Origin of the sequence: Cryobacterium cryoconiti, from assembly GCF_004403065.1 — a bacterium.
Taxonomy (GTDB): domain Bacteria; phylum Actinomycetota; class Actinomycetes; order Actinomycetales; family Microbacteriaceae; genus Cryobacterium; species Cryobacterium cryoconiti.
In genome coordinates this window covers 72,500-90,256 of sequence record NZ_SOHA01000009.1, presented here as the reverse complement: position 1 = coordinate 90,256, position 17,757 = coordinate 72,500, and the positions used below count along the sequence as shown (strand labels likewise).

13 protein-coding genes and 1 pseudogene are annotated in these 17,757 nt (G+C 68.9%); 3 read left to right on the top strand and 11 right to left on the bottom strand.

Going from position 1 to position 17,757, the window contains the following annotated elements; all coding sequences use genetic code 11:
• Positions 1-75 precede the first annotated feature (75 nt).
• Positions 76-1,461, bottom strand: coding sequence for a glycine--tRNA ligase (locus tag E3T49_RS04905; RefSeq protein WP_134423871.1), 1,386 nt, complete (start codon positions 1,459-1,461; stop codon positions 76-78).
• Positions 1,462-1,626: 165 nt separating this feature from the next.
• Here E3T49_RS04905 and E3T49_RS04900 point away from each other — a divergent pair, with 165 nt between their 5' ends.
• Both E3T49_RS04900 and E3T49_RS04895 read left to right on the top strand, forming a co-directional pair.
• Positions 1,627-3,921: a carbon starvation CstA family protein gene (locus E3T49_RS04900; protein ID WP_134423838.1), complete on the top strand. Its 2,295-nt coding sequence runs from the start codon at positions 1,627-1,629 to the stop codon at positions 3,919-3,921.
• Positions 3,918-4,163 carry a YbdD/YjiX family protein gene (locus E3T49_RS04895; RefSeq protein ID WP_134423837.1) on the top strand — a complete coding sequence of 82 codons (246 nt, stop codon included), beginning with the start codon at positions 3,918-3,920 and terminating at the stop codon, positions 4,161-4,163. Before E3T49_RS04900 ends, E3T49_RS04895 begins: the two co-directional genes overlap by 4 nt.
• 80 nt (positions 4,164-4,243) lie before the next feature.
• Here the strand turns inward: E3T49_RS04895 and E3T49_RS04890 are convergent, their stop codons facing one another.
• The 5 genes and pseudogenes from E3T49_RS04890 to E3T49_RS04870 all read right to left on the bottom strand — a co-directional run bounded on the left by E3T49_RS04890 (position 4,244) and on the right by E3T49_RS04870 (position 11,739).
• Positions 4,244-5,152 (bottom strand): serine hydrolase, encoded by a 909-nt coding sequence (locus tag E3T49_RS04890; RefSeq protein ID WP_134423836.1) that lies wholly within the window; start codon positions 5,150-5,152, stop codon positions 4,244-4,246.
• Between the two features lie 74 nt (positions 5,153-5,226).
• Positions 5,227-7,191 (bottom strand): M13 family metallopeptidase, encoded by a 1,965-nt coding sequence (locus E3T49_RS04885; RefSeq protein WP_134423835.1) that lies wholly within the window; start codon positions 7,189-7,191, stop codon positions 5,227-5,229.
• A gap of 96 nt (positions 7,192-7,287) precedes the next feature.
• The gene (locus E3T49_RS04880; RefSeq protein ID WP_166785472.1) at positions 7,288-8,973 is read right to left on the bottom strand and encodes an ABC transporter permease; all 1,686 of its coding nucleotides are present in this window, start codon (positions 8,971-8,973) and stop codon (positions 7,288-7,290) included.
• Positions 8,970-9,916 (bottom strand): annotated as a pseudogene (locus E3T49_RS04875) (ABC transporter ATP-binding protein). Before E3T49_RS04875 ends, E3T49_RS04880 begins: the two are co-directional and overlap by 4 nt.
• Positions 9,917-10,224: 308 nt before the next feature.
• Positions 10,225-11,739 carry a DUF222 domain-containing protein gene (locus E3T49_RS04870; protein ID WP_134423833.1) on the bottom strand — a complete coding sequence of 505 codons (1,515 nt, stop codon included), beginning with the start codon at positions 11,737-11,739 and terminating at the stop codon, positions 10,225-10,227.
• Positions 11,740-12,017: 278 nt separating this feature from the next.
• On the opposite strand from E3T49_RS04870, the gene E3T49_RS04865 reads away from it, so the two are divergent.
• The gene (locus tag E3T49_RS04865; protein ID WP_241972655.1) at positions 12,018-13,343 is read left to right on the top strand and encodes an MATE family efflux transporter; all 1,326 of its coding nucleotides are present in this window, start codon (positions 12,018-12,020) and stop codon (positions 13,341-13,343) included.
• Positions 13,344-13,522: 179 nt separating this feature from the next.
• On the opposite strand, the gene erpA is transcribed toward E3T49_RS04865, so the two are convergent.
• The 5 genes from erpA to E3T49_RS04840 form a co-directional block, all read right to left on the bottom strand.
• Complete coding sequence (gene erpA / locus E3T49_RS04860; protein WP_134423831.1) at positions 13,523-13,879, bottom strand: iron-sulfur cluster insertion protein ErpA; 357 nt, start codon at positions 13,877-13,879, stop codon at positions 13,523-13,525.
• Positions 13,880-13,987: 108 nt separating this feature from the next.
• Positions 13,988-15,460, bottom strand: a complete 1,473-nt coding sequence (locus E3T49_RS04855; RefSeq protein ID WP_134423870.1) for an aldehyde dehydrogenase — start codon at positions 15,458-15,460, stop codon at positions 13,988-13,990.
• Positions 15,460-16,104, bottom strand: a complete 645-nt coding sequence (locus E3T49_RS04850) for an HD domain-containing protein (protein ID WP_134423830.1) — start codon at positions 16,102-16,104, stop codon at positions 15,460-15,462. Before E3T49_RS04850 ends, E3T49_RS04855 begins: the two co-directional genes overlap by 1 nt.
• Positions 16,101-17,402 carry an NAD(P)/FAD-dependent oxidoreductase gene (locus E3T49_RS04845; RefSeq protein ID WP_134423829.1) on the bottom strand — a complete coding sequence of 434 codons (1,302 nt, stop codon included), beginning with the start codon at positions 17,400-17,402 and terminating at the stop codon, positions 16,101-16,103. The genes E3T49_RS04850 and E3T49_RS04845 overlap by 4 nt, the downstream gene beginning before the upstream one ends.
• Positions 17,403-17,407: 5 nt before the next feature.
• Positions 17,408-17,728: a 2Fe-2S iron-sulfur cluster-binding protein gene (locus E3T49_RS04840; RefSeq protein WP_134423828.1), complete on the bottom strand. Its 321-nt coding sequence runs from the start codon at positions 17,726-17,728 to the stop codon at positions 17,408-17,410.
• Positions 17,729-17,757 lie beyond the last annotated feature (29 nt).

Sequence of the window (17,757 nt, the reverse complement as noted above, 5' to 3'; positions counted from 1 at the left end):
AGGCGGCAGACGGCAGGCGGCAGGCGTCAGCAGGCGGCAGACGGCAGGCGGCAGGCGTCAGCAGGCGGAGGGACGCTAGGCGCCGCGGAGACGCACGGCGAGGTAGGCGTCGAGCTCGTCGAGGGGCACGCGCTCCTGCGCCATGGAGTCGCGGTCGCGCACGGTGACGGCCTGGTCGTCGAGCGAGTCGAAGTCGACCGTGACGCAGTACGGGGTGCCGATTTCGTCCTGGCGGCGGTAACGGCGGCCGATGGCGCCGGCGTCGTCGAAGTCCACATTCCAGGACTCGCGCAGCCGCGCCGCGAGGGACTTCGCCATCGGCGAGAGTGCCTCGTTACGCGACAGGGGCAGCACGGCGACCTTGATCGGCGCGAGCCGCGGGTCGAGCTTGAGCACGGTGCGCTTGTCGACGCCGCCCTTCGCGTTGGGCACTTCCTCCTCGTGGTAGGCGTCCACCAGGAACGCCATCAGCGAACGGGTGAGTCCGGCCGCGGGCTCGATCACATAGGGCACCCAGCGCTCGTTCTTCGTCTGATCGAAGTAGGAGAGGTCCTTGCCGGATGCCTCCGCGTGCGTCTTGAGGTCGAAGTCGGTGCGGTTGGCGACACCCTCGAGCTCGCCGAACTCGCTGCCGCTGAAACCGAAGCGGTACTCGATGTCCACGGTGCGCTTGGAGTAGTGCGACAGCTTCTCGGCCGGGTGTTCGAACAGGCGCAGGTTGTCGATGTTGATGCCGAGGCCCGTGTACCAGTTCATCCGCTGGTCGATCCAGTACTGGTGCCACGTCTCATCCGTGCCGGGCTCGACGAAGAATTCCATCTCCATCTGCTCGAACTCGCGGGTGCGGAAGATGAAGTTGCCCGGGGTGATCTCGTTTCGGAAGCTCTTACCGATCTGGCCGATGCCGAACGGCGGCTTCATGCGGGCCGCCTGCAACACGTTGGCGAAGTTGACGAAGATGCCCTGCGCGGTCTCCGGGCGCAGGTAGTGCATGCCGGCCTCGTCGTCGACCGGGCCGAGGTAGGTCTTGAGCAGGCCGGAGAAGGCGCGCGGTTCGGTCCAGATGTGCCGGTTGCCGCAGTTCGGGCAGGGGATGCCGTCGATGCCGCCTTCGGGCGGGCGGCCCTTCTTCTCCTCGAATTCCTCCTCGAGGTGGTCGGCACGGAAGCGCTTGTGGCAGCTCGTGCACTCGACCAGCGGGTCGCTGAAAACCTCGACGTGACCGGATGCCTCCCACACCTTGCGGGGAAGGATCACCGAGGAGTCAAGGCCGACCACGTCGTCGCGGCTGGTGACCATGAAGCGCCACCACTGCTTCTTGATGTTCTCCTTGAGCTCCACACCGAGGGGTCCGTAGTCCCAGGCGGACCGCGATCCACCGTAGATTTCACCGGCCTGGAACACGAACCCGCGGTGGCGGGCAAGGGCGATGACGGAATCGAGGCGGGACAGGGCGGCCACGGTGGCTCCAATGGTCGAGAGGGCGGAAAAACTGGAAAGCACGGTGAACAGACCGAAGCCGAACGGCGCTCAGCCCATTTTAGGCGTCCGTCCGGAAACTGCCGCCAAGCTGTTAGCCTTGCTAAGGATTTCCGCAGACGTTGCGGGCACCTCAAAGGAGAGATCATGGGCACCAAGCCCCGCACGCCACACGATTCACCGAAGCGGGGCGAGGAACTGGACCGGGATCCCCTCCTGTTGCCCGTTGCCCTCGACCAGACCACGCACGATGCCGAAGAGGCACACTGGACCCCCTTGAAGATTGCGATCTGGGGCGGTATCTCCCTGCTCGGCGGGCTGAGCTGGGTGATGCTCGCCGTGGTCCGCGGCGAGACCGTCAACGCCATCTGGTTCGTCTTCGCCGCCGTCTGCACCTACCTGATCGGCTACCGCTTCTACTCCAACTACATCCAGAAGCACCTGCTGCACCCGGATGACCGGCGCGCGACGCCGGCCGAGTACAAGGCCGACGGCAAGGACTACGCGGCCACCGACCGCCGGGTTCTCTTCGGCCACCACTTCGCCGCCATTGCCGGCGCCGGACCGCTCGTCGGCCCCGTGCTGGCCGCCCAGATGGGCTACCTGCCCGGAACGATCTGGATCATCGTCGGCGTCGTGTTCGCCGGCGCGGTGCAGGACTACCTGGTGCTGTTCTTCTCGATGCGCCGCGGCGGACGCTCCCTGGGCCAGATGGCCCGGGACGAGCTCGGCAAGGTGGGCGGCACGGCCGCCCTCATCGCCACCCTGGCGATCATGGTCATCATCGTGGCCATTCTCGCCCTTGTCGTGGTCAACGCTCTCGCCGACAGCCCCTGGGGCGTCTTCTCGGTCTCGATGACCATCCCGATCGCCCTGTTCATGGGCGTCTACCTGCGCTTCTTCCGCCCCGGCCGGGTCACCGAGATCTCGGTCATCGGCTTCGTGCTGCTGCTGGCCGCCATCATCGGCGGCGGCATGATCGCGGACACCGAGTGGGGCTCGACCTTCTTCGCCATCGACCCGCTGCCCCTCGCGATCGGCATCATCGTCTACGGCTTCGTGGCCGCCATCCTCCCGGTCTGGCTGCTGCTGGCCCCCCGGGACTACCTGTCCACCTTCATGAAGATCGGCACGATCGGGATGCTGGCACTCGCCATCATCGTCGTCCGCCCCGAGATCTCGGCCCCGGCCACCAGCGAGTTCGTGAACGGCGGCGGCCCCGTGGTGAGCGGCTCGCTCTTCCCGTTCCTGTTCGTCACCATCGCCTGCGGTGCCCTCTCCGGCTTCCACGCCCTGATCGCCTCCGGCACGACGCCGAAGCTGATCGAGAAGGAACGTCAGACCCGCTTCATCGGCTACGGCGGCATGCTGATGGAATCGTTCGTCGCCATCATGGCGCTCGTCGCCGCGCTGTCGATCGACCGCGGAATCTACTTCGCCATGAACTCCTCGCCGGCCCTGACCGGCGGAACCGTGGAGGGTGCCGTCACGTTCGTGAACAGCCTTGGCCTGACCGGCGTCAACCTGACCCCCGAGATGCTCACCGAGACCGCGAAGAATGTGGGCGAGGAGACCATCGTGTCCCGCACCGGCGGCGCCCCGACCCTGTCGGTCGGCCTTGCCAACATCATGCAGCAGGTGGCCGGGGGCTCGGGAATGATGGCGTTCTGGTACCACTTCGCCATCATGTTCGAGGCGCTGTTCATCCTCACCGCCGTCGACGCCGGCACCCGCGTGGCCCGGTTCATGCTGCAGGACAGCCTCGGCAACGTCTTCCCGAAGTTCAAGAACACCTCCTGGCGTCTGGGCGCCTGGGTCACGACCGGCATCATGGTCGCAGCCTGGGGCGCCGTGCTCGTGATGGGCGTCACCGACCCGCTCGGCGGCATCAACACCCTGTTCCCGCTGTTCGGGATCGCGAACCAGCTACTCGCGGCCATCGCCCTGGCGGTCTGCCTGGCGATCGTGGCCAAGCGCGGGCTGTTCAAGTACATCTGGGTCGTGGCGCTGCCGCTGACCTTCGCCGCCGTCGTGACCATCTACGCGTCGTTCCTGAAGATCTTCTCGACCGTTCCCAACGTGGGCTACTTCGCCCAGAACCGGGCGTTCTCGAAGGCCCTGGATGACGGGCTCACCAGCTTCGGAACGGCCAAGACCGTCGAAGCAATGGAAGCCGTCGTGCGTAACACGATGGTGCAGGGCATCCTCTCGATCCTGTTCGTCGTGCTGGCCATCATCGTGATGGTCACCGCCGCTCAGGCCACCTGGAAGTCCTACAAGAGCCGCAACTTCGGCACCAACGAGGATGACGCGGTGGCATCGCAGATGTTCGCCCCGTCCGGTTTCGTCGCCACCCCGGAGGAGAAGAAGCTGGCCGTGCGCTGGGATGCCCAGATCGCCCAGGCCAAGCTGGACAAGGCGAAGAAGGTGCCCCGCCGATGAGTCTCCTCGCCGGCGTCCGTGAGGGCGCGAAGGGTTTCGCCTGGTTCATGAGGGGGGTCATGGGTGAGGACGCCTATGACAAGTACAAGGCCCACCATGACGCGCTGGACGACGCCCACGAGCACTCCGTTCATGACCCGGATGCCGCCGCCTGCGGCAGGCCGGTGATGATGACGGAACGCGAGTTCTGGCGAGACCAGACCGACCGCCAGGACGTGAACCCCCAGGGCCGGTGCTGTTAGCCGCCTGACCGGACGCACCACCCGCATCGCTGCCCCTGCCTCGTGCGGGGGCAGCGACGTTTAATCGGCGTTCATCGAACTCAGTGCACGTACTCCAGCAGGTCGAGGCCAACCGCACGCATGCCGTCGAGCACCGCCAGCCGGGACGACAGGCGGGTGTCGGCGAAGGACATCGAGACCATATAGGTCACGCCTGCGCGCGGACCGCGCAGGATGCCGACCTCGCTGCGGACGCCGGCATCCGTTCCGGTCTTGTTCACCAACAGCAGTCCGTGGTCGCCGGCGCGGTGGGCGAGGGGGTCGATGCCGAAGGCGCCGGCCACCATGGACAGATCGGAATTCAGCGACAGCCAGCCGATCACGCGCTCGCTCGCCTCGGCGTCGACGATCTCGCCGCGCGCCAGCGCGGTGAACAGCCAGGTGAGCTCCTTGGCGCTGCCGACCGAGAGCTGCGGGGCGTCGTCGGGGCCGCGCCGATCGCGCACGAGGTCGAGCAGGGCGGTGCGGCTGAGCCCGAGCTGCTCGGCGCGGGCGCGCACGGCGTCGAGGCCGACCGCACGGAGCAGCACGTTGGTGGCCAGGTTGTCGTTCGCGGCCCCGACCAGGGCCGCAAGGTCCGCTACCGGAAGCGAAGGTGCCTGCAGGTGCTGCCAGAGCCCGGAACCGGCCACCGAATCGGCGGCGCTGCGATCCAGGATCGTGTACGCACCGAAGTTGGCGTCCCGGAGCCGGGCGGCCACCTCGATCAGGAGCAGCACCGTGCCGATGCCGGCCGTGGGCATGACCACGTGGTCGTCCACGGAGAACAGGACCCGGCCGGTGACCAGGTCGGTGGCGCGGGCCGAGACCTGCACCCCGTCGACCGCCAGGTCACCCAGCGCCTGGAACCCGCGGCCGAAGTTCGCCGCCGCCGCCGTTCCGCCGTGCCGACCCCGCCGCAGCGCGGAATGGCGCGACCGACGCTCTGATTCCTGGGATGAAATGGCCACGGTGGGCAGGTCCTTACGTAGATTCGGGCTACTGGTCCCCGACCTCACGGTAGCTCACGGGTGGAGCGCTGAGGTCACCAGATCGTAACGCGCTTCTCCGGGTCCAGCCAGAGAGCGTCGTCGGGTGTGACACCGAACGCCGTGTAGAACTCGTCGATGTTGCGCACGATCTGGTTGCACCGGAATTCGTTGGGCGAGTGCGGGTCGATCGAGAGCAGACGGATGGCCTCCTCGTCGCGCATCTTGAGCTGCCAGGCCTGCGCCCAGGAGAGGAAGAACCGCTGGGCGCCGGTGAAGCCGTCGATCACGGGCGGCTCCTGGCCGTCGAGGGAGATGAGGTAGGCCTTCCAGGCGATGGAGAGACCGCCGAGGTCGCCGATGTTCTCGCCGATGGTGAGTGCACCGTTGACGAAGTGCTCGGGAACCTGTTTCGGGGCGAGCGCGTTGAACTGCTCGATCAGGGAGCTGGTGCGTTCCTCAAAGGCCGTGCGGTCTTCTTCGGTCCACCAATCGGTGAGCAGCCCGGTGCCGTCGTACTTCGAGCCCTGGTCATCGAAGCCGTGGCCGATCTCGTGGCCGATCACGGCACCGATCGCACCGTAGTTGGCGGCGGAGTCTCGGGCATCGTCGAAGAACGGCGGCTGCAGGATGGCGGCCGGGAAAACGATCTCGTTGAACCCCGGGTTGTAGTACGCGTTGATGGTCTGCGGGGTCATGAACCACTCGTCACGATCGAGCGGGTTGCCTATCTTGCCGAGTTCGCGCTGGAACTCGAACTCGCTCGTGGCGCGCACGTTCGAGATCAGGTCGGCAGGGTCGATCGTGAGGGTCGAATAGTCGCGCCACGTGGCCGGGTAGCCGATTTTGGGGGTGAACTTCTCGAGCTTGTCGAGCGCCCGGGCCCGCGTCTCCGCGGTCATCCATTCGAGGTCGGTGATGCTGCGACGGTAGGCCTCGACCAGATTGGCCACCAGCACGTCCATGCTCGCCTTCGCACTGGGCTTGAAATGGCGCTCCACGTAGATGCGGCCGACGGCCTCGCCGAGAGCACCCTCGACCAGGGAGACACCGCGCTTCCACCGCTCGCGCAGCTGGGGCGTGCCGGTCAGGGTGCGGCCGTAGAAGTCGAAGCTGGACTCGACGAAATCGCTCGAGAGGAACGCCGCGCCGGAACGGATGATCTGCCAGCGCAGCCAGTCCTTCCAGCCTTCGAGCTGGTCGTCCGTGAGCATCTCCGCCAGCCCGGTCACGAAGCTGGGCTGGCGCACGACGACCTCGTCGAGTGCGCCCGCCGGTCCGTCGAGTCCTTCGAGCCAGAGGTGCAGGTCGGCGCCGGCGGCCAGCGCCGTCACCTGGCCCCAGGTCTTGAGGTTGTAGGTCTTCTCGCTGTCGCGGGAGCGCACCTTGTCCCAGTGGTGGGTGGCGAGCTCGGTTTCGAGCAGGAAGACCCGCTCGGCGCGGACGGCGGCGTCCGGGACGCCGGCGAGACCGAACATCCGTTCAAGGAACGCCTGGTAGGCCGCGCGGATAGACGCGGATTTCTCGTCGCGGTAGTAGGACTCGTCGGGCAGGCCGAGCCCGCCCTGCTCGACGAAGACGAGGTAGCGTTCGGGGTTGCCCGGGTCGTTGTCGACGAAGAGCCCGAAAGCGCCGGACACGCCCGCGCGCTCGAGGCGGCCGAGGGTGCCGAGCAGTTCGGGGAGGGAGGTGACGGCGTCGACGGTGGCCAGGTCGGCCGCGAGCGGGGTGGCGCCGAGCTCCTCGACGCGGGCTTCGTCCATGAAGCTGGCGTAGAGGTCGCCGAATTTGCGTTCCTCCGTGCCGGGGGCGGCCGTCTGGGCCTCGAGGATGATCTCGCGCACGGCCTTCTCCGACTCCTCGGCGAGAAGGTAGAACGAACCCCAGCGGGCCTTGTCGGACGGGATCTCGCTCCGGGCGATCCACTGGCCGTTCACGTGCAGGAAGAGGTCGTCCTGCGGACGCACCTCCAGGTCGAGTTCGGTGCGGTCGATTCCGGATGCGGTCCCCTGGTCAGTCATACCTCCACCCTATTCGCTGCACCTCGGCGGTGGTCGAGCGTGTCGAGACCCGCGGTGGTCGAGCCCGTCGAGACCCGCGGTGCTCGAGCCAAGGCGTCACAGTGCCAAATCCCGGCGACGGATGCCCACAAAGGCCAGCACGCCGCCCACCAGGGCGAGGCCCAGCATCCACCCGGCTCCGCTCCAGTCCACATCGGCAGCACCGATCACGGGTGTGTGCGTGAACGGGGACAGGTTGAGCAGCCAGTCCGGCAGACCGAAGAGTTCGCCGAACTCGCCGATGAACCCGGCGGTCAGCAGCACGCCCCAGCTGAGGCCCGCACTGAACCGCGGCACCATCGCGACGAGCAGGGCCGCGATCGCCAGGACGAGCAGGGCTGCGGGTGCCTGCGCGGCCCCGGAGGCCATGGCGCTGGCCACCCGGTCGGCCGTGTCCACGGTTCCCGCGGCCCCGGACGACCAGACGAGACCGGCGGCTGCTCCCCCGGTCGCCGCGAGGAGCACCAGTGCGACGGCGATGGAACCCACAAGGAGGTAGTCGGCAAACCAGCGGTCGCGGCGTAGCGGCAGAGCGAGCAGGAGCTCGGCCGAACCGTTGGCCTCCTCCTGCCGCAGGCGGATCATCGCCTGGGTTGCCGCCGCCGCCGCGATCACACTCACCAGTCCGAAGATGGTGTTCGTGTACAGGTCGATGATTGACGCCCGGCCTCCGGCCATCCGTGCCAGCGTGTCCCCGACCTGCGCGCTCGACTCGACCAGCTCGACCACTGTTTCGCCCAGAGTCCCGGCGAGGAGACCGAACGCGAGGCCGGCGAGAGCCCAACCGGCCAGAGGCGCGCGCTGCTGACGCCAGGCCAGGCCGAGGCTGCCGCTGAGCGTTCGCGCGGCCCGCTCCGGGCCGGGCCGCTCCCCGACGAGGCTGGAGCCTAGGTCGCGCCGGGATTGCAGCAGCCCGACCACGGCGAAGAGCACGGCGGCCAGTGCCAGGGAAAGCAGGAGGGGAGCCGGCCGGTTCTCGGTGAAGGCATCCGTCTGTTGTCCCCAGCCGATGGGTGACAGCCAGCTCGGCCAGGCGCTGGTCAGGCTCAGACCGTCGGCGGATGCGGTGCCGCCGGCGTCACCGAGCGCCCGCAGGGTATAGGCGAGGGCGATGAGGGCCGCGCCGAGGCCGTTCGCCCCGCGCGAGGTGCGCATCACCTGGCCGGCCAGGAGCCCTACCCCGAGGAAGGCGATCCCGGTGGCGGCGATGGCGGCGCCGGTGGTGATCGTGCCGGCAGGGTCCAGTCCCCCGATCAGGAAACCCAGGCTCACGGCCGCCCCGGCGGCCACGGCAGCACCGATCCCGTGCACGGTCGTGGCAAGCAACGGCACGAGCCGGCCCGCCGGCGTCGCCGAGATGAGCTCGGATCGGCCCGCTTCCTCCTCGGCCCGGGAGTGGCGCACGGCGAGGAACGAGCTCATGAAGGCCACCAGCGTGGCCAGGAACGCGAAGAGGAGGAAGAAGATGACCGCGTCGGCATCCGTTCCCTGCGGCTCCCCGCGGAAGATCAGGATGGTCGGGGAGCCGACCGCGATTCGGATCAGCCCCTCGCGTTCGGCCATCGTGCCGAAACTCGCGTCGACGGCCGAGACGGCGAACAGGGCAAGCCCGAAGAAAGCGGCCATCCAGATCGCCAGCTGTATGCGGTCACGCCGGATACGCAGGCGCAGCAGGGGACCGAGGGTGCTCCGGCGTCGTCCGGGGGTCCCGGTGGGCGAGGCCGTGCGGAGTCCCGAGCTCACGACCGGGTTCCGGCCGTGGGAACCGGGGCATCCTCGTGATAGTGCCGCAGGAACAGGGTCTCGAGCGACGGCGGCGCGATGGTCAGGCCCTGCACGCGCAGCGCGGCGAGCACGGGCAGCATCTCGGGCAACGCCTCGCTGTCGGCCGTGAAGCTCACGCGGCCTCCGTGGCCGGGGACGAGGTCGTGAGCGGCAGGGATGCGCGCGGCCAGCCCGGCCAGGTCGGCGTCGGTCAGCCCTGTGCTGGCGAAGGTGACCTCGGTGCGGGTGAGGTGCCGCAGTTGGGTGAGGGTTCCGGTCTCCACCATGCGGCCGGCCCGGATGATGCTCACCCGGTCACAGAGGTGCTCCACCTCGGAGAGGATGTGACTGGAGAGCAGAACCGTTGCTCCGCCCCCGTCGCCGCTTGCAGCTCCCGGCGGAAGACGGCATCCATCAGGGGGTCGAGCCCCGAGGTCGGCTCGTCGAGGATGAACAGGTCTGCCGGGGCAGCCAGGGCTGCAATGAGCGCGACTTTCTGCCGGTTGCCCTTCGAATAGGTGCGGCCCTTCTTGGTGGGGTCGAGCTGGAAGGCATCGACGAGGCGCGCGCGACGTGCCCGGTAGGCAGCGGCATCCACGGTTCCGCCGCGCAACCGGCAGAGCAGGTCGATGGCCTCGCCGCCGGACAGATTGGGCCACAGGCTCACGTCCCCGGGCACGTAGGCGATGCGGCGATGGAGGGCGACGGCATCCGTCCACGGGTTCTGGCCGAAGACTGTGGCGGATCCTCCGCTCGGGCGATACAGCCCCAGGAGGATGCGGATGGTGGTGGACTTGCCGGCCCCGTTCGGGCCGAGGAAGCCGTGGACTTCGCCGGCTGTGACCGTGAGGTCGAGGCCGTCGAGGGCCGGCACTCGGCCGAAGCGCTTGTCCAGGCCTCGGGTCTCGATGACACTGCTCATGCTGCTCAAGTTACGCCCCTTCGGTGTCCCGCATCGGAGTCGCGACTCCTCGCCCGGTGGTCGAGCCCATCGAGACCCGGCGACCCACCCTCCAGCGGCTCCCACAACGGTGGTCGAGCCTGTCGAGACCCGGCGACCCACCCTCCAGAGACTCCCACAACGGTGGTCGAGCCTGTCGAGACCCGGCAACCCGGCGACCCGCCCTCCAGACGCTCCCACAACGGTGGTCGAGCCTGTCGAGACCCGGCGACCCGCCCTCCAGACGCTCCCACAACGGTGGTCGAGCCTGTCGAGACCAGGGGCCACACCTACAGTGCCGCCCGTTTGCTGGGCAGTGCGATCAGCGTTTGTTCCGGGTCGACGTCGACCGGTGGTCGTAGCCAGTAGTCGTTTCCGGTGCGGATGATGCTCCAGTGCTGGTTATGCAGCAGCAGATGGTGCGGATGACACAGCAGCACCCCGTCGGCAAGGTCGGTGTACCCGTTGTCTCTCAACCATTCGTTGATGTGATGGGCTTCAGACCACGCGGGTGATCTATCGCAGTCGACCCAACGGCAGCCGCCGTCGCGGACACCCATCGCGGCGCGCTGTGCCTCGGTGAAGAGACGTTGGTCACGGCCGACGTTGATGATCTGCCCGGTGTCGTCAACCTGGATGCCGCGGGTTCCGGTGTCGCAGAGCAGACGATCGATGGTCTCCTGCGAGATGGGGACCGGGTTGCCCTCAATCTGCCCGTGAGCGGCGGATGCGGCGGGAACCGGGCCGGTCTGTGCGGCCTGGCCAGGGGGCGGCTGGCCCGACTGACCGGCCGACTGCCCCGTCTGACCGGCCGGCTGTCCCGGCTGGCCCGGCGTCAGGGCCTTCTCGGTGACGAGCACCCGCACCGAAGGGCGGCGGCCGCCGAAAACCCGGCCCTGGTCGGCCTCCCCGGCGATCTTCAGCAACTGCACGAGGGCGTCGGCGGCGATCTGCTCCGTGGTGCGGGGGTCGTCCTGCATCCGTTTGGCCCAGGCGGCCTTGTCTTTGTCGACGAAGCGCACGCCGCCGCGGCGGGGGCTGGTCACGGAGTCGAACGTCGAGAGCACGAACTCGCCGTCTTCGGGGGCGAAGAGGCCGTGCAGGCGCACCTTGCCGTTGCCCAGCCGGTAGACCCGCAGGAACCGGTCGTCGTGGGCCTGCTTCTCCCGGGCGGCGATGCCGGCCTCGTCGAGCTGGTCGCGCATCCGGCGTGCGAGCTTGAAGACCTGGTCGGCATTCAGTGACGCGGCCTCAATGAGGAGCGTCTCGAGGGCTGTGCCGAGTTTCTCCGCAGTGACCGCGGCGTCGATCTGGCCGAGGCCGGAACGGATCGACTCGGCCGCATCGACCGAGAGGGTGCCGTCGGTGACGGCCCGGGCGATCGGCGCCTGCCATGGCACCTTCGCGGCGAAAGAAGCGACCGCGGCGGCATCCACATCGGATGATTCCACGGCAGCCTCGACCAGTTTCTCCGCCGCTTCGGCATCGGCCATCATCGTGCCGACCGCGACGAGTTTGAACGCGTCGTTCTTGGTCGAGCCGGTCACCGTCTGGATCAGTGCCTCGGGTGAGAGGAAGCCCTGCTGGGCGGCCAGGCCGGAGTGGCCGAGCTCGGGCCGGGAGCGGCGGGCGATGGTCGCCGCCATCCAGGCGGAGCGGGTGTCGAGCAGGCGGCGCGCGGCCGCGATCTGCCTCAGACCGGCCAGCACCTCGGCATCGGGCAGGGCCTCATAATCGGCGCAGGAGGAGCCCAGGCGAGCGACGGCATCCGTTGCCGTTCTGAGGTCGTCTGCGGTGGTGGTCATGCGTCGAGAATACCAGAGTTAGTACGCGTAGTCGAGAGTCTGTCATATATTTATAGACATATACTCGAAGTCGTATTCTAAATGATCCGGGTCGGCTCGCCGGTCTCGACAGGCTCGACCACCGGAGGACAGGGTCGTCCCGCCGGGTCTCGACAGGCTCGACCACCGGAGGACAGGGTCGACCGCCGGGTCTCGACAGGGTCGACCACCGGGGACAGGCCCGAGCACTGTGGGAGAGCGCGGAGAGGCTGAACTAGAGTCTTGGGATCACTCTCACCGTGCTCCGCCCGCAGCCCATCGACCGCGAGATCCTGCGCCTCGCCATTCCCGCCGTCGGCGCGCTCATCGCCGAGCCGCTGTTCCTGCTCGCCGACTCCGCCATGGTCGGCCACCTCGGCGCCATTCCGCTGGCCGGACTCGGTCTGGCCAGCGCCGTGCTGCAGACGATCATCGGCCTGATGGTCTTCCTGGCCTACAGCACCACTCCCGCGGTGGCCCGCTGGCTGGGCGTCGGCGACCGTCGCCGGGCCGTCGGAATCGGAATCGACGGGCTCTGGCTGGCCCTCGGCCTCGGCGTTCTCCTCGCTGCCGCCGGCTGGTTCGCGACCCCGCTGCTCGTCGGTGCCTTCGGCGCCGAGCCTGCCGTCACCGCCGCAGCCGCCAGCTACCTGGGCATCTCCATGTTCGGCCTCCCGGCCATGCTGATCGTCTTCGCTGCGACCGGCCTGCTCCGCGGCCTGCAGGACACCCGCACCCCGCTGTGGGTGGCCGGGATCGGCTTCTCGGCCAACATCCTTCTCAATGCGATCTTCATCTACGGCCTAGGCCTCGGCATCGTCGGATCCGCGCTCGGCACGGTCATCGCCCAGTGGGCGATGGTCGCCGTCTACCTGGCCGTCGTCGGCCGGCATGCCCGCCGCGAGGGAGCACCCCTGCGACCGCATCGGGCCGGGATGCTGCGGGGCGCGGCATCCGGCGGCTGGCTTTTCCTGCGCACCGTGAGCCTGCGTGCGGCCATGCTGCTCGCGGTGTTCGTGGCCACGAGCCTCGGTTCTCCCGAGTTGGCGGCCTTCCAGATCGCGATGACCCTGTTCGCGACGCTGGCGTTCGCGCTCGACGCCCTCGCGATTGCGGCGCAGGCTCTGGTGGGCCGAGGCCTCGGCGCCGGCAACCTGGCCGAGGTGCGCATGGTCCTCAAGCGCTGCCTCGAATGGGGCGTGCTGACGGGGGCCGCGCTCGGGCTGCTGGTGGTCGCCGCGAGCGATGTGCTCGGCCGCGTGTTCACGAATGCGACCGAGGTCAGCGGGCTGTTGCCGGCGACCCTGATCGTGCTCGGACTCTCGGTTCCGCTCGGCGGCGTGGTGTTCGTGCTCGACGGCGTGCTGATCGGCGCCGGTGACGCGCGCTATCTCGCACTGACCGGGCTGGTGAACCTGGCCGCGTTCGTGCCGCTGGCCGTCGCGGTGCTGATTCTGGCACCGACGGGGGCCGCCGGCCTGGCCTGGTTGATGGCAGCGTTCGCGTTCGGCTATCTCGGCGCCCGCGCGGTGACCCTGGGCCTGCGGGCCCGGGCCTCCCGCTGGATGGTCGTCGGCGCGCGCTGACTCCGCGGCATCCGGCCCGCCGAGGTGTTCCCCGTCGCTCGCGGCGCAGGTTGGGGAAGCGGGCGCAGGTTCTAACGTGCGCCGGCTTCCACAAGCTGCGCCGGGATCGAACGGATACCGCGGCGGGCATCCCCGCGGATGCTGCGGCCGAGGCTCGAGCGGGCGCTCGAGCGGAGCCTCTAGCTGAAGGAGTCGCCGCAGGCGCAGCTGCTGCCGGCGTTCGGGTTGTCGATCGTGAAGCCCTGCTTGGCAATGGTGTCCTCGAAGTCGATCGAGGCTCCCTCGAGGTACGGCACGCTCATCTTGTCGAGCACGACGCCGACGCCGTCGAAGTCGACCACGACGTCACCCTCGAGAATGCGCTCGTCGAAGTAGAGCTGGTAGATCAGGCCGGAGCAGCCGCCGGGCTGCACGGCAACGCGCAGGTTCAGGTCTTCGCGCCCCTCCTGGCTGAGCAGGCTGCGCACCTTCACGGCGGCGGCGTCGGTCAGGCCGACGCCGTGGGCCGGTGCGATGGGGGCGATGGTGTCGGTCATGGGGGCTCCTCGGACTTCACGCTGCATGGACGCGCCGGGCCCGCTCCACTGGAGCGTTCGCCTGCGCGAGTACCCAGTCACTCTAAGCTCCCCCGGCCGTTCCGCGAACTACGAGCGGATGCGCCGGTGCACCGACTGCGGCTTGAGGTAGACGTGCAGGCCCTCCAGGCCGAATTCGACGCCGAGTCCTGAATCATGCCGTCCCGCGAAGGGGGCGGCATGGTTGGAGGCGAAGAAGTTGAGCCCGATCGAGCCGGTGTCCACCCTGGCCGCCACCGCGAGGGCGGCATCCTCGTCTCTGGAGAAGACCGTGCCGCCGAGGCCGAAGGCCGTGTTGTTGGCGATCCCGACGGCCTCGTCGAGGCTGTCGTAGCGCAGGATCGCCAGCACGGGCCCGAAGATCTCCTCCCGGGCGATCCGCATGCCAGGCGTGACTCCGGCGAACACGGTCGGCTTCACGTAGAAGCCCCGGTCGAACCCGCTGGGCACATCGCCGCCGGTCGTGGGGCGCGCCCCCTCCGTGATCCCCGAACGGATGTAGCCGAGCACGGTGTCTCGCTGCGACGCGGTGGCGCTCGGCCCGAACACGGTCGCCGGATTCATCGGATCGCCCTGCGGCGCCGCCGCGATGGTCGCCGTGACCATGTCGACCAGCTCGTCGTAGCGCTCCCGCGGCGCGAGGATGCGGGTGGAGATGTAACAGGTCTGCCCGGTGTTGCGCATGCAGGTGCGAATCAGCACCTTCTGCATGTCGGCCAGGTCGGCGTCGGGCAGCACCAGGGCCGACGACTTGCCGCCCAGCTCCAGGGTCGCTGGGCGCAGCAGCTCGCCGCACGCCGCGCCGATGGACCGGCCCACCGGGGTGGAGCCGGTGAAGGCCACCTTGTCGATGCCGGGGTGCCGCACGAGGGCGTCGCCGACGGCGCTGTTGCCGGTGACCACGTTGACCACCCCGGCCGGAATGCCGGCGGCGGCGACGGCATCCGCGATCTGGCGGATCGAGAGCGGCGTCGGCGAGGCCGGCTTGATCACGACGGTGCAGCCGGCCATCAGCGCCGGGGCGAGCTTGGCGACCACGAGGTTGATCGGGAAGTTCCACGGCGCGATCAGGGCGCAGACCCCGACCGGGTCCTGCCGCACTACGGTCTCGGCGGAGCCGTCGGGGAACCGGCGCACATCCGGCGCCTCCAGGTGCGGCGCGAGGCCCGCGAAGTAGCGGAAGATGGCGGCCGCGTTCGAACCGGCGCGGCTGGTCTCCGCGACCGGCGACCCGTTCTCCCAGGTGTTGGTGTGCGAGATCGCCTCGCTGCGCTTCTCGACCTCGTCGGCCAGCCGCAGCAGGTAGACCGCGCGTTCGGAGGGCGCCAGGTCGCGCCAGCCGCTGCCGGTGAAGGCCCGGCGGGCCGCGCCGACGGCCCGGTCGAGGTCGGTGACGGATGCCACGGGCACGCTCCCCCACACCTCTTCCGTCGCCGGGTTGGTCACCATCGTGCGCCCGGCCCCGTCGGCCGTGGTCCACGTTCCGTCGATGAACAGGTCGTCCGTGTGGGTGTACGGAACGGTCGCGAGCACCGTCTCCATCACAGCACCGCGACCTTGAGCAGCGCTTCGGCCCGGTCCAATTCGACCGTCGCCATCTCGAGCCCCGCGGCGGTGATCAGCTCCGGGAGAATCTCCGAGCGCAGCCGGCGGCAGTAGAACGACGGCGTCTGGAAGAACCAGCTCGAGGCCAGGGCGATGCCCGCCGGGGTGAAGCGCCAGAGCCGGTCGGCGTCGCGCACCAGTGAGTCCTCGATCGAGTGCGACTCCGGGCGGGTGTCGTGCCCGTCGATGATGTCGGTCACCCGGGTGATGAACGCGTCGTCGTAGCCGAGCCCGGGAAGCACCTCGCGGGCGATCTCGCAGCCCTTGATCTCGTGTTCGAACCGGATCTGGGACTGGCGCCAATTCTTGCCGAAGCCCTCGGAGATGATCTTCGTCTCGTCGACGCGGGCCCAGCCGGTGTCGTGCAGCAGGATGGCGACCCGCACCACCAGGGAATCGGCCTCCGGATACGCGTCGCAGAGGCGTTCGGCGAAGGCGAACGACATGGGGATGTGGATGTCGTTGCCGCGCGTGCGCATCTCCGGCTCGACGGCCCGCCAGAGCGGGTCGAGGTCATCCGGTGAGTCGTCGGCGACGCCGATCGGGCTCGTGTCGATCGGCTGTTCGGTCTGCAGGGTCATGGCGTTGTCACTTTCTCGGAGAGCGCCGGGGCTTCGGTGGCGAGCTTCTTGAGCGGGATGGAGGTGTCGGTGGCGGCATCGGCCGGAACGGACAGCCCCTTGTGCAGGGCGTTCCGCACGGCCATGAAATCGAGCGGGCTGTTGATGCAGTCCGCGGCGATCAGGGTGCCGGCGCGGTAGTAGAGCACGGAGAACTTCTCCGAATCGGGGTCGCCGCGCAGAACCACCTGGTCGTGACCGCCATTGAGCCCGGCGATCTGCAGTTTCAGGTCGGCCTGGTCAGACCAGAACCACGGCACCGTCTTGTGCTCTGCCGGGATGCCCAGCAGGGTGGCGGCGGCGACCTTGGCCTGCTCCACGGCGTTCTGCACGCTTTCGAGTCGCAGTCGGCCGTTGCCGAAATCGGAGATGGAGGGGTTGGGCATGTTGGCGCAGTCGCCGGCCGCGACGGTGACCCCGTCGCTGGCGAGCGCCTGGGCGTCCACGACGATCCCGTTGTCGATCAGGAGACCCAGCTGCTCGGCCAGCTCGGTGCGCGGGATGACGCCGACGCCGATCAGCACGACGTCGGCCGGTACGACGCTGCCGTCGCCGAGCTCCACGCCGGCCACCCGGTCGTGTTCGCCGACGAGGCGAACCACTGTCGCGTTCAGCACGACGTTCAGGCCGCGGCGCCGATGCGCCTGGAGGTAGAACGCGCTGGTCTGTTCGGAGACGGCCCGGCCGATCAGCCGCGGGGCGGCCTCCAGCACGGTGACGTCCTTGCCGGAGGCCCGGGCCCCGGCCGCCACCTCGAGCCCGATGAAACCGCCGCCGATCACGACGACGTTCCTTGCCTGGCGCAGCTGCTGCTCGAGTACCGCGGCCTCCGTCGCATCCCGCAGGTAGTGCACCCCCTCCAGCTCAGAACCCTCGAGCGGGATCGTGCGCGGCACGGCCCCCACGGTGAGCGCGAGGCGGGCGAACGGGAAGATGCGCCCGGATTCGGCCACGGCCTCGCCGCCCCGCGCGTCGCGGGTGATCTTGACGATGCGTTCCCGGGTGACGAGCTCGATCCGGTGGGTCTGGTAGAAATCGTGACTGCGGAAGGCAAGCGAGTCCGCGGTGGCCTCGCCCTTGAGGAACGCCTTCGACAGCGGTGGCCGCTGGTAGGGCGCGTGCGGTTCCTCGCCGACCAGGGTGATCGGTTCGGTGTCGCCGAGCTCCCGCAGGCTGGAGGCCAGCTGCACCCCCGCCTGGCAGTTGCCCACGATCAGGGTGCCGCGGGGCGCGGCACCGGTGCCAATCGGGTCGCCCATGGTGCTCACACCTGCGTTTCCGGGGTCGTGACCTGCACGTCCAGGTCGTCGGTCAGTTTGAGCTGGCAGGAGAGCCGGGAGTTGTCCTCCCGGTCGACGGCGGTGCCGTCGAGCATGTCGTCTTCCAGGCCGGCGACCGGCGGGAACAGCTCGGCGCTGTCGGCGCAGACGAACACGTGGCAGGTGGCGCAGGAGAGGCTGCCGCCGCATTCGGCGACGATGCCGGGCACGCCGTTGCGCACGGCCGTCTCCATGACGGAGTCGCCCGCGAATCCGTCGACGATGGTCTCGCTGCCGTCGTGGGCAACGTAGGTTACGGTGGGCATTTCTCAGATCTCCTTCGGGTGAGTGACGG

What these genes read in the sequence shown, in the direction of transcription:
- erpA (WP_134423831.1), bottom strand. Translation starts at nt 13,879, where the DNA reads ATGACCGACACCATCGCCCCCATCGCACCGGCCCACGGCGTCGGCCTG.
- E3T49_RS04840 (WP_134423828.1), bottom strand. Translation starts at nt 17,728, where the DNA reads ATGCCCACCGTAACCTACGTTGCCCACGACGGCAGCGAGACCATCGTC.
- E3T49_RS04885 (WP_134423835.1), bottom strand. Translation starts at nt 7,191, where the DNA reads ATGACTGACCAGGGGACCGCATCCGGAATCGACCGCACCGAACTCGAC.
- E3T49_RS04845 (WP_134423829.1), bottom strand. Translation starts at nt 17,402, where the DNA reads ATGGGCGACCCGATTGGCACCGGTGCCGCGCCCCGCGGCACCCTGATC.
- E3T49_RS04900 (WP_134423838.1), top strand. Translation starts at nt 1,627, where the DNA reads ATGGGCACCAAGCCCCGCACGCCACACGATTCACCGAAGCGGGGCGAG.
- E3T49_RS04855 (WP_134423870.1), bottom strand. Translation starts at nt 15,460, where the DNA reads ATGGAGACGGTGCTCGCGACCGTTCCGTACACCCACACGGACGACCTG.
- E3T49_RS04850 (WP_134423830.1), bottom strand. Translation starts at nt 16,104, where the DNA reads ATGACCCTGCAGACCGAACAGCCGATCGACACGAGCCCGATCGGCGTC.
- E3T49_RS04895 (WP_134423837.1), top strand. Translation starts at nt 3,918, where the DNA reads ATGAGTCTCCTCGCCGGCGTCCGTGAGGGCGCGAAGGGTTTCGCCTGG.
- E3T49_RS04870 (WP_134423833.1), bottom strand. Translation starts at nt 11,739, where the DNA reads ATGACCACCACCGCAGACGACCTCAGAACGGCAACGGATGCCGTCGCT.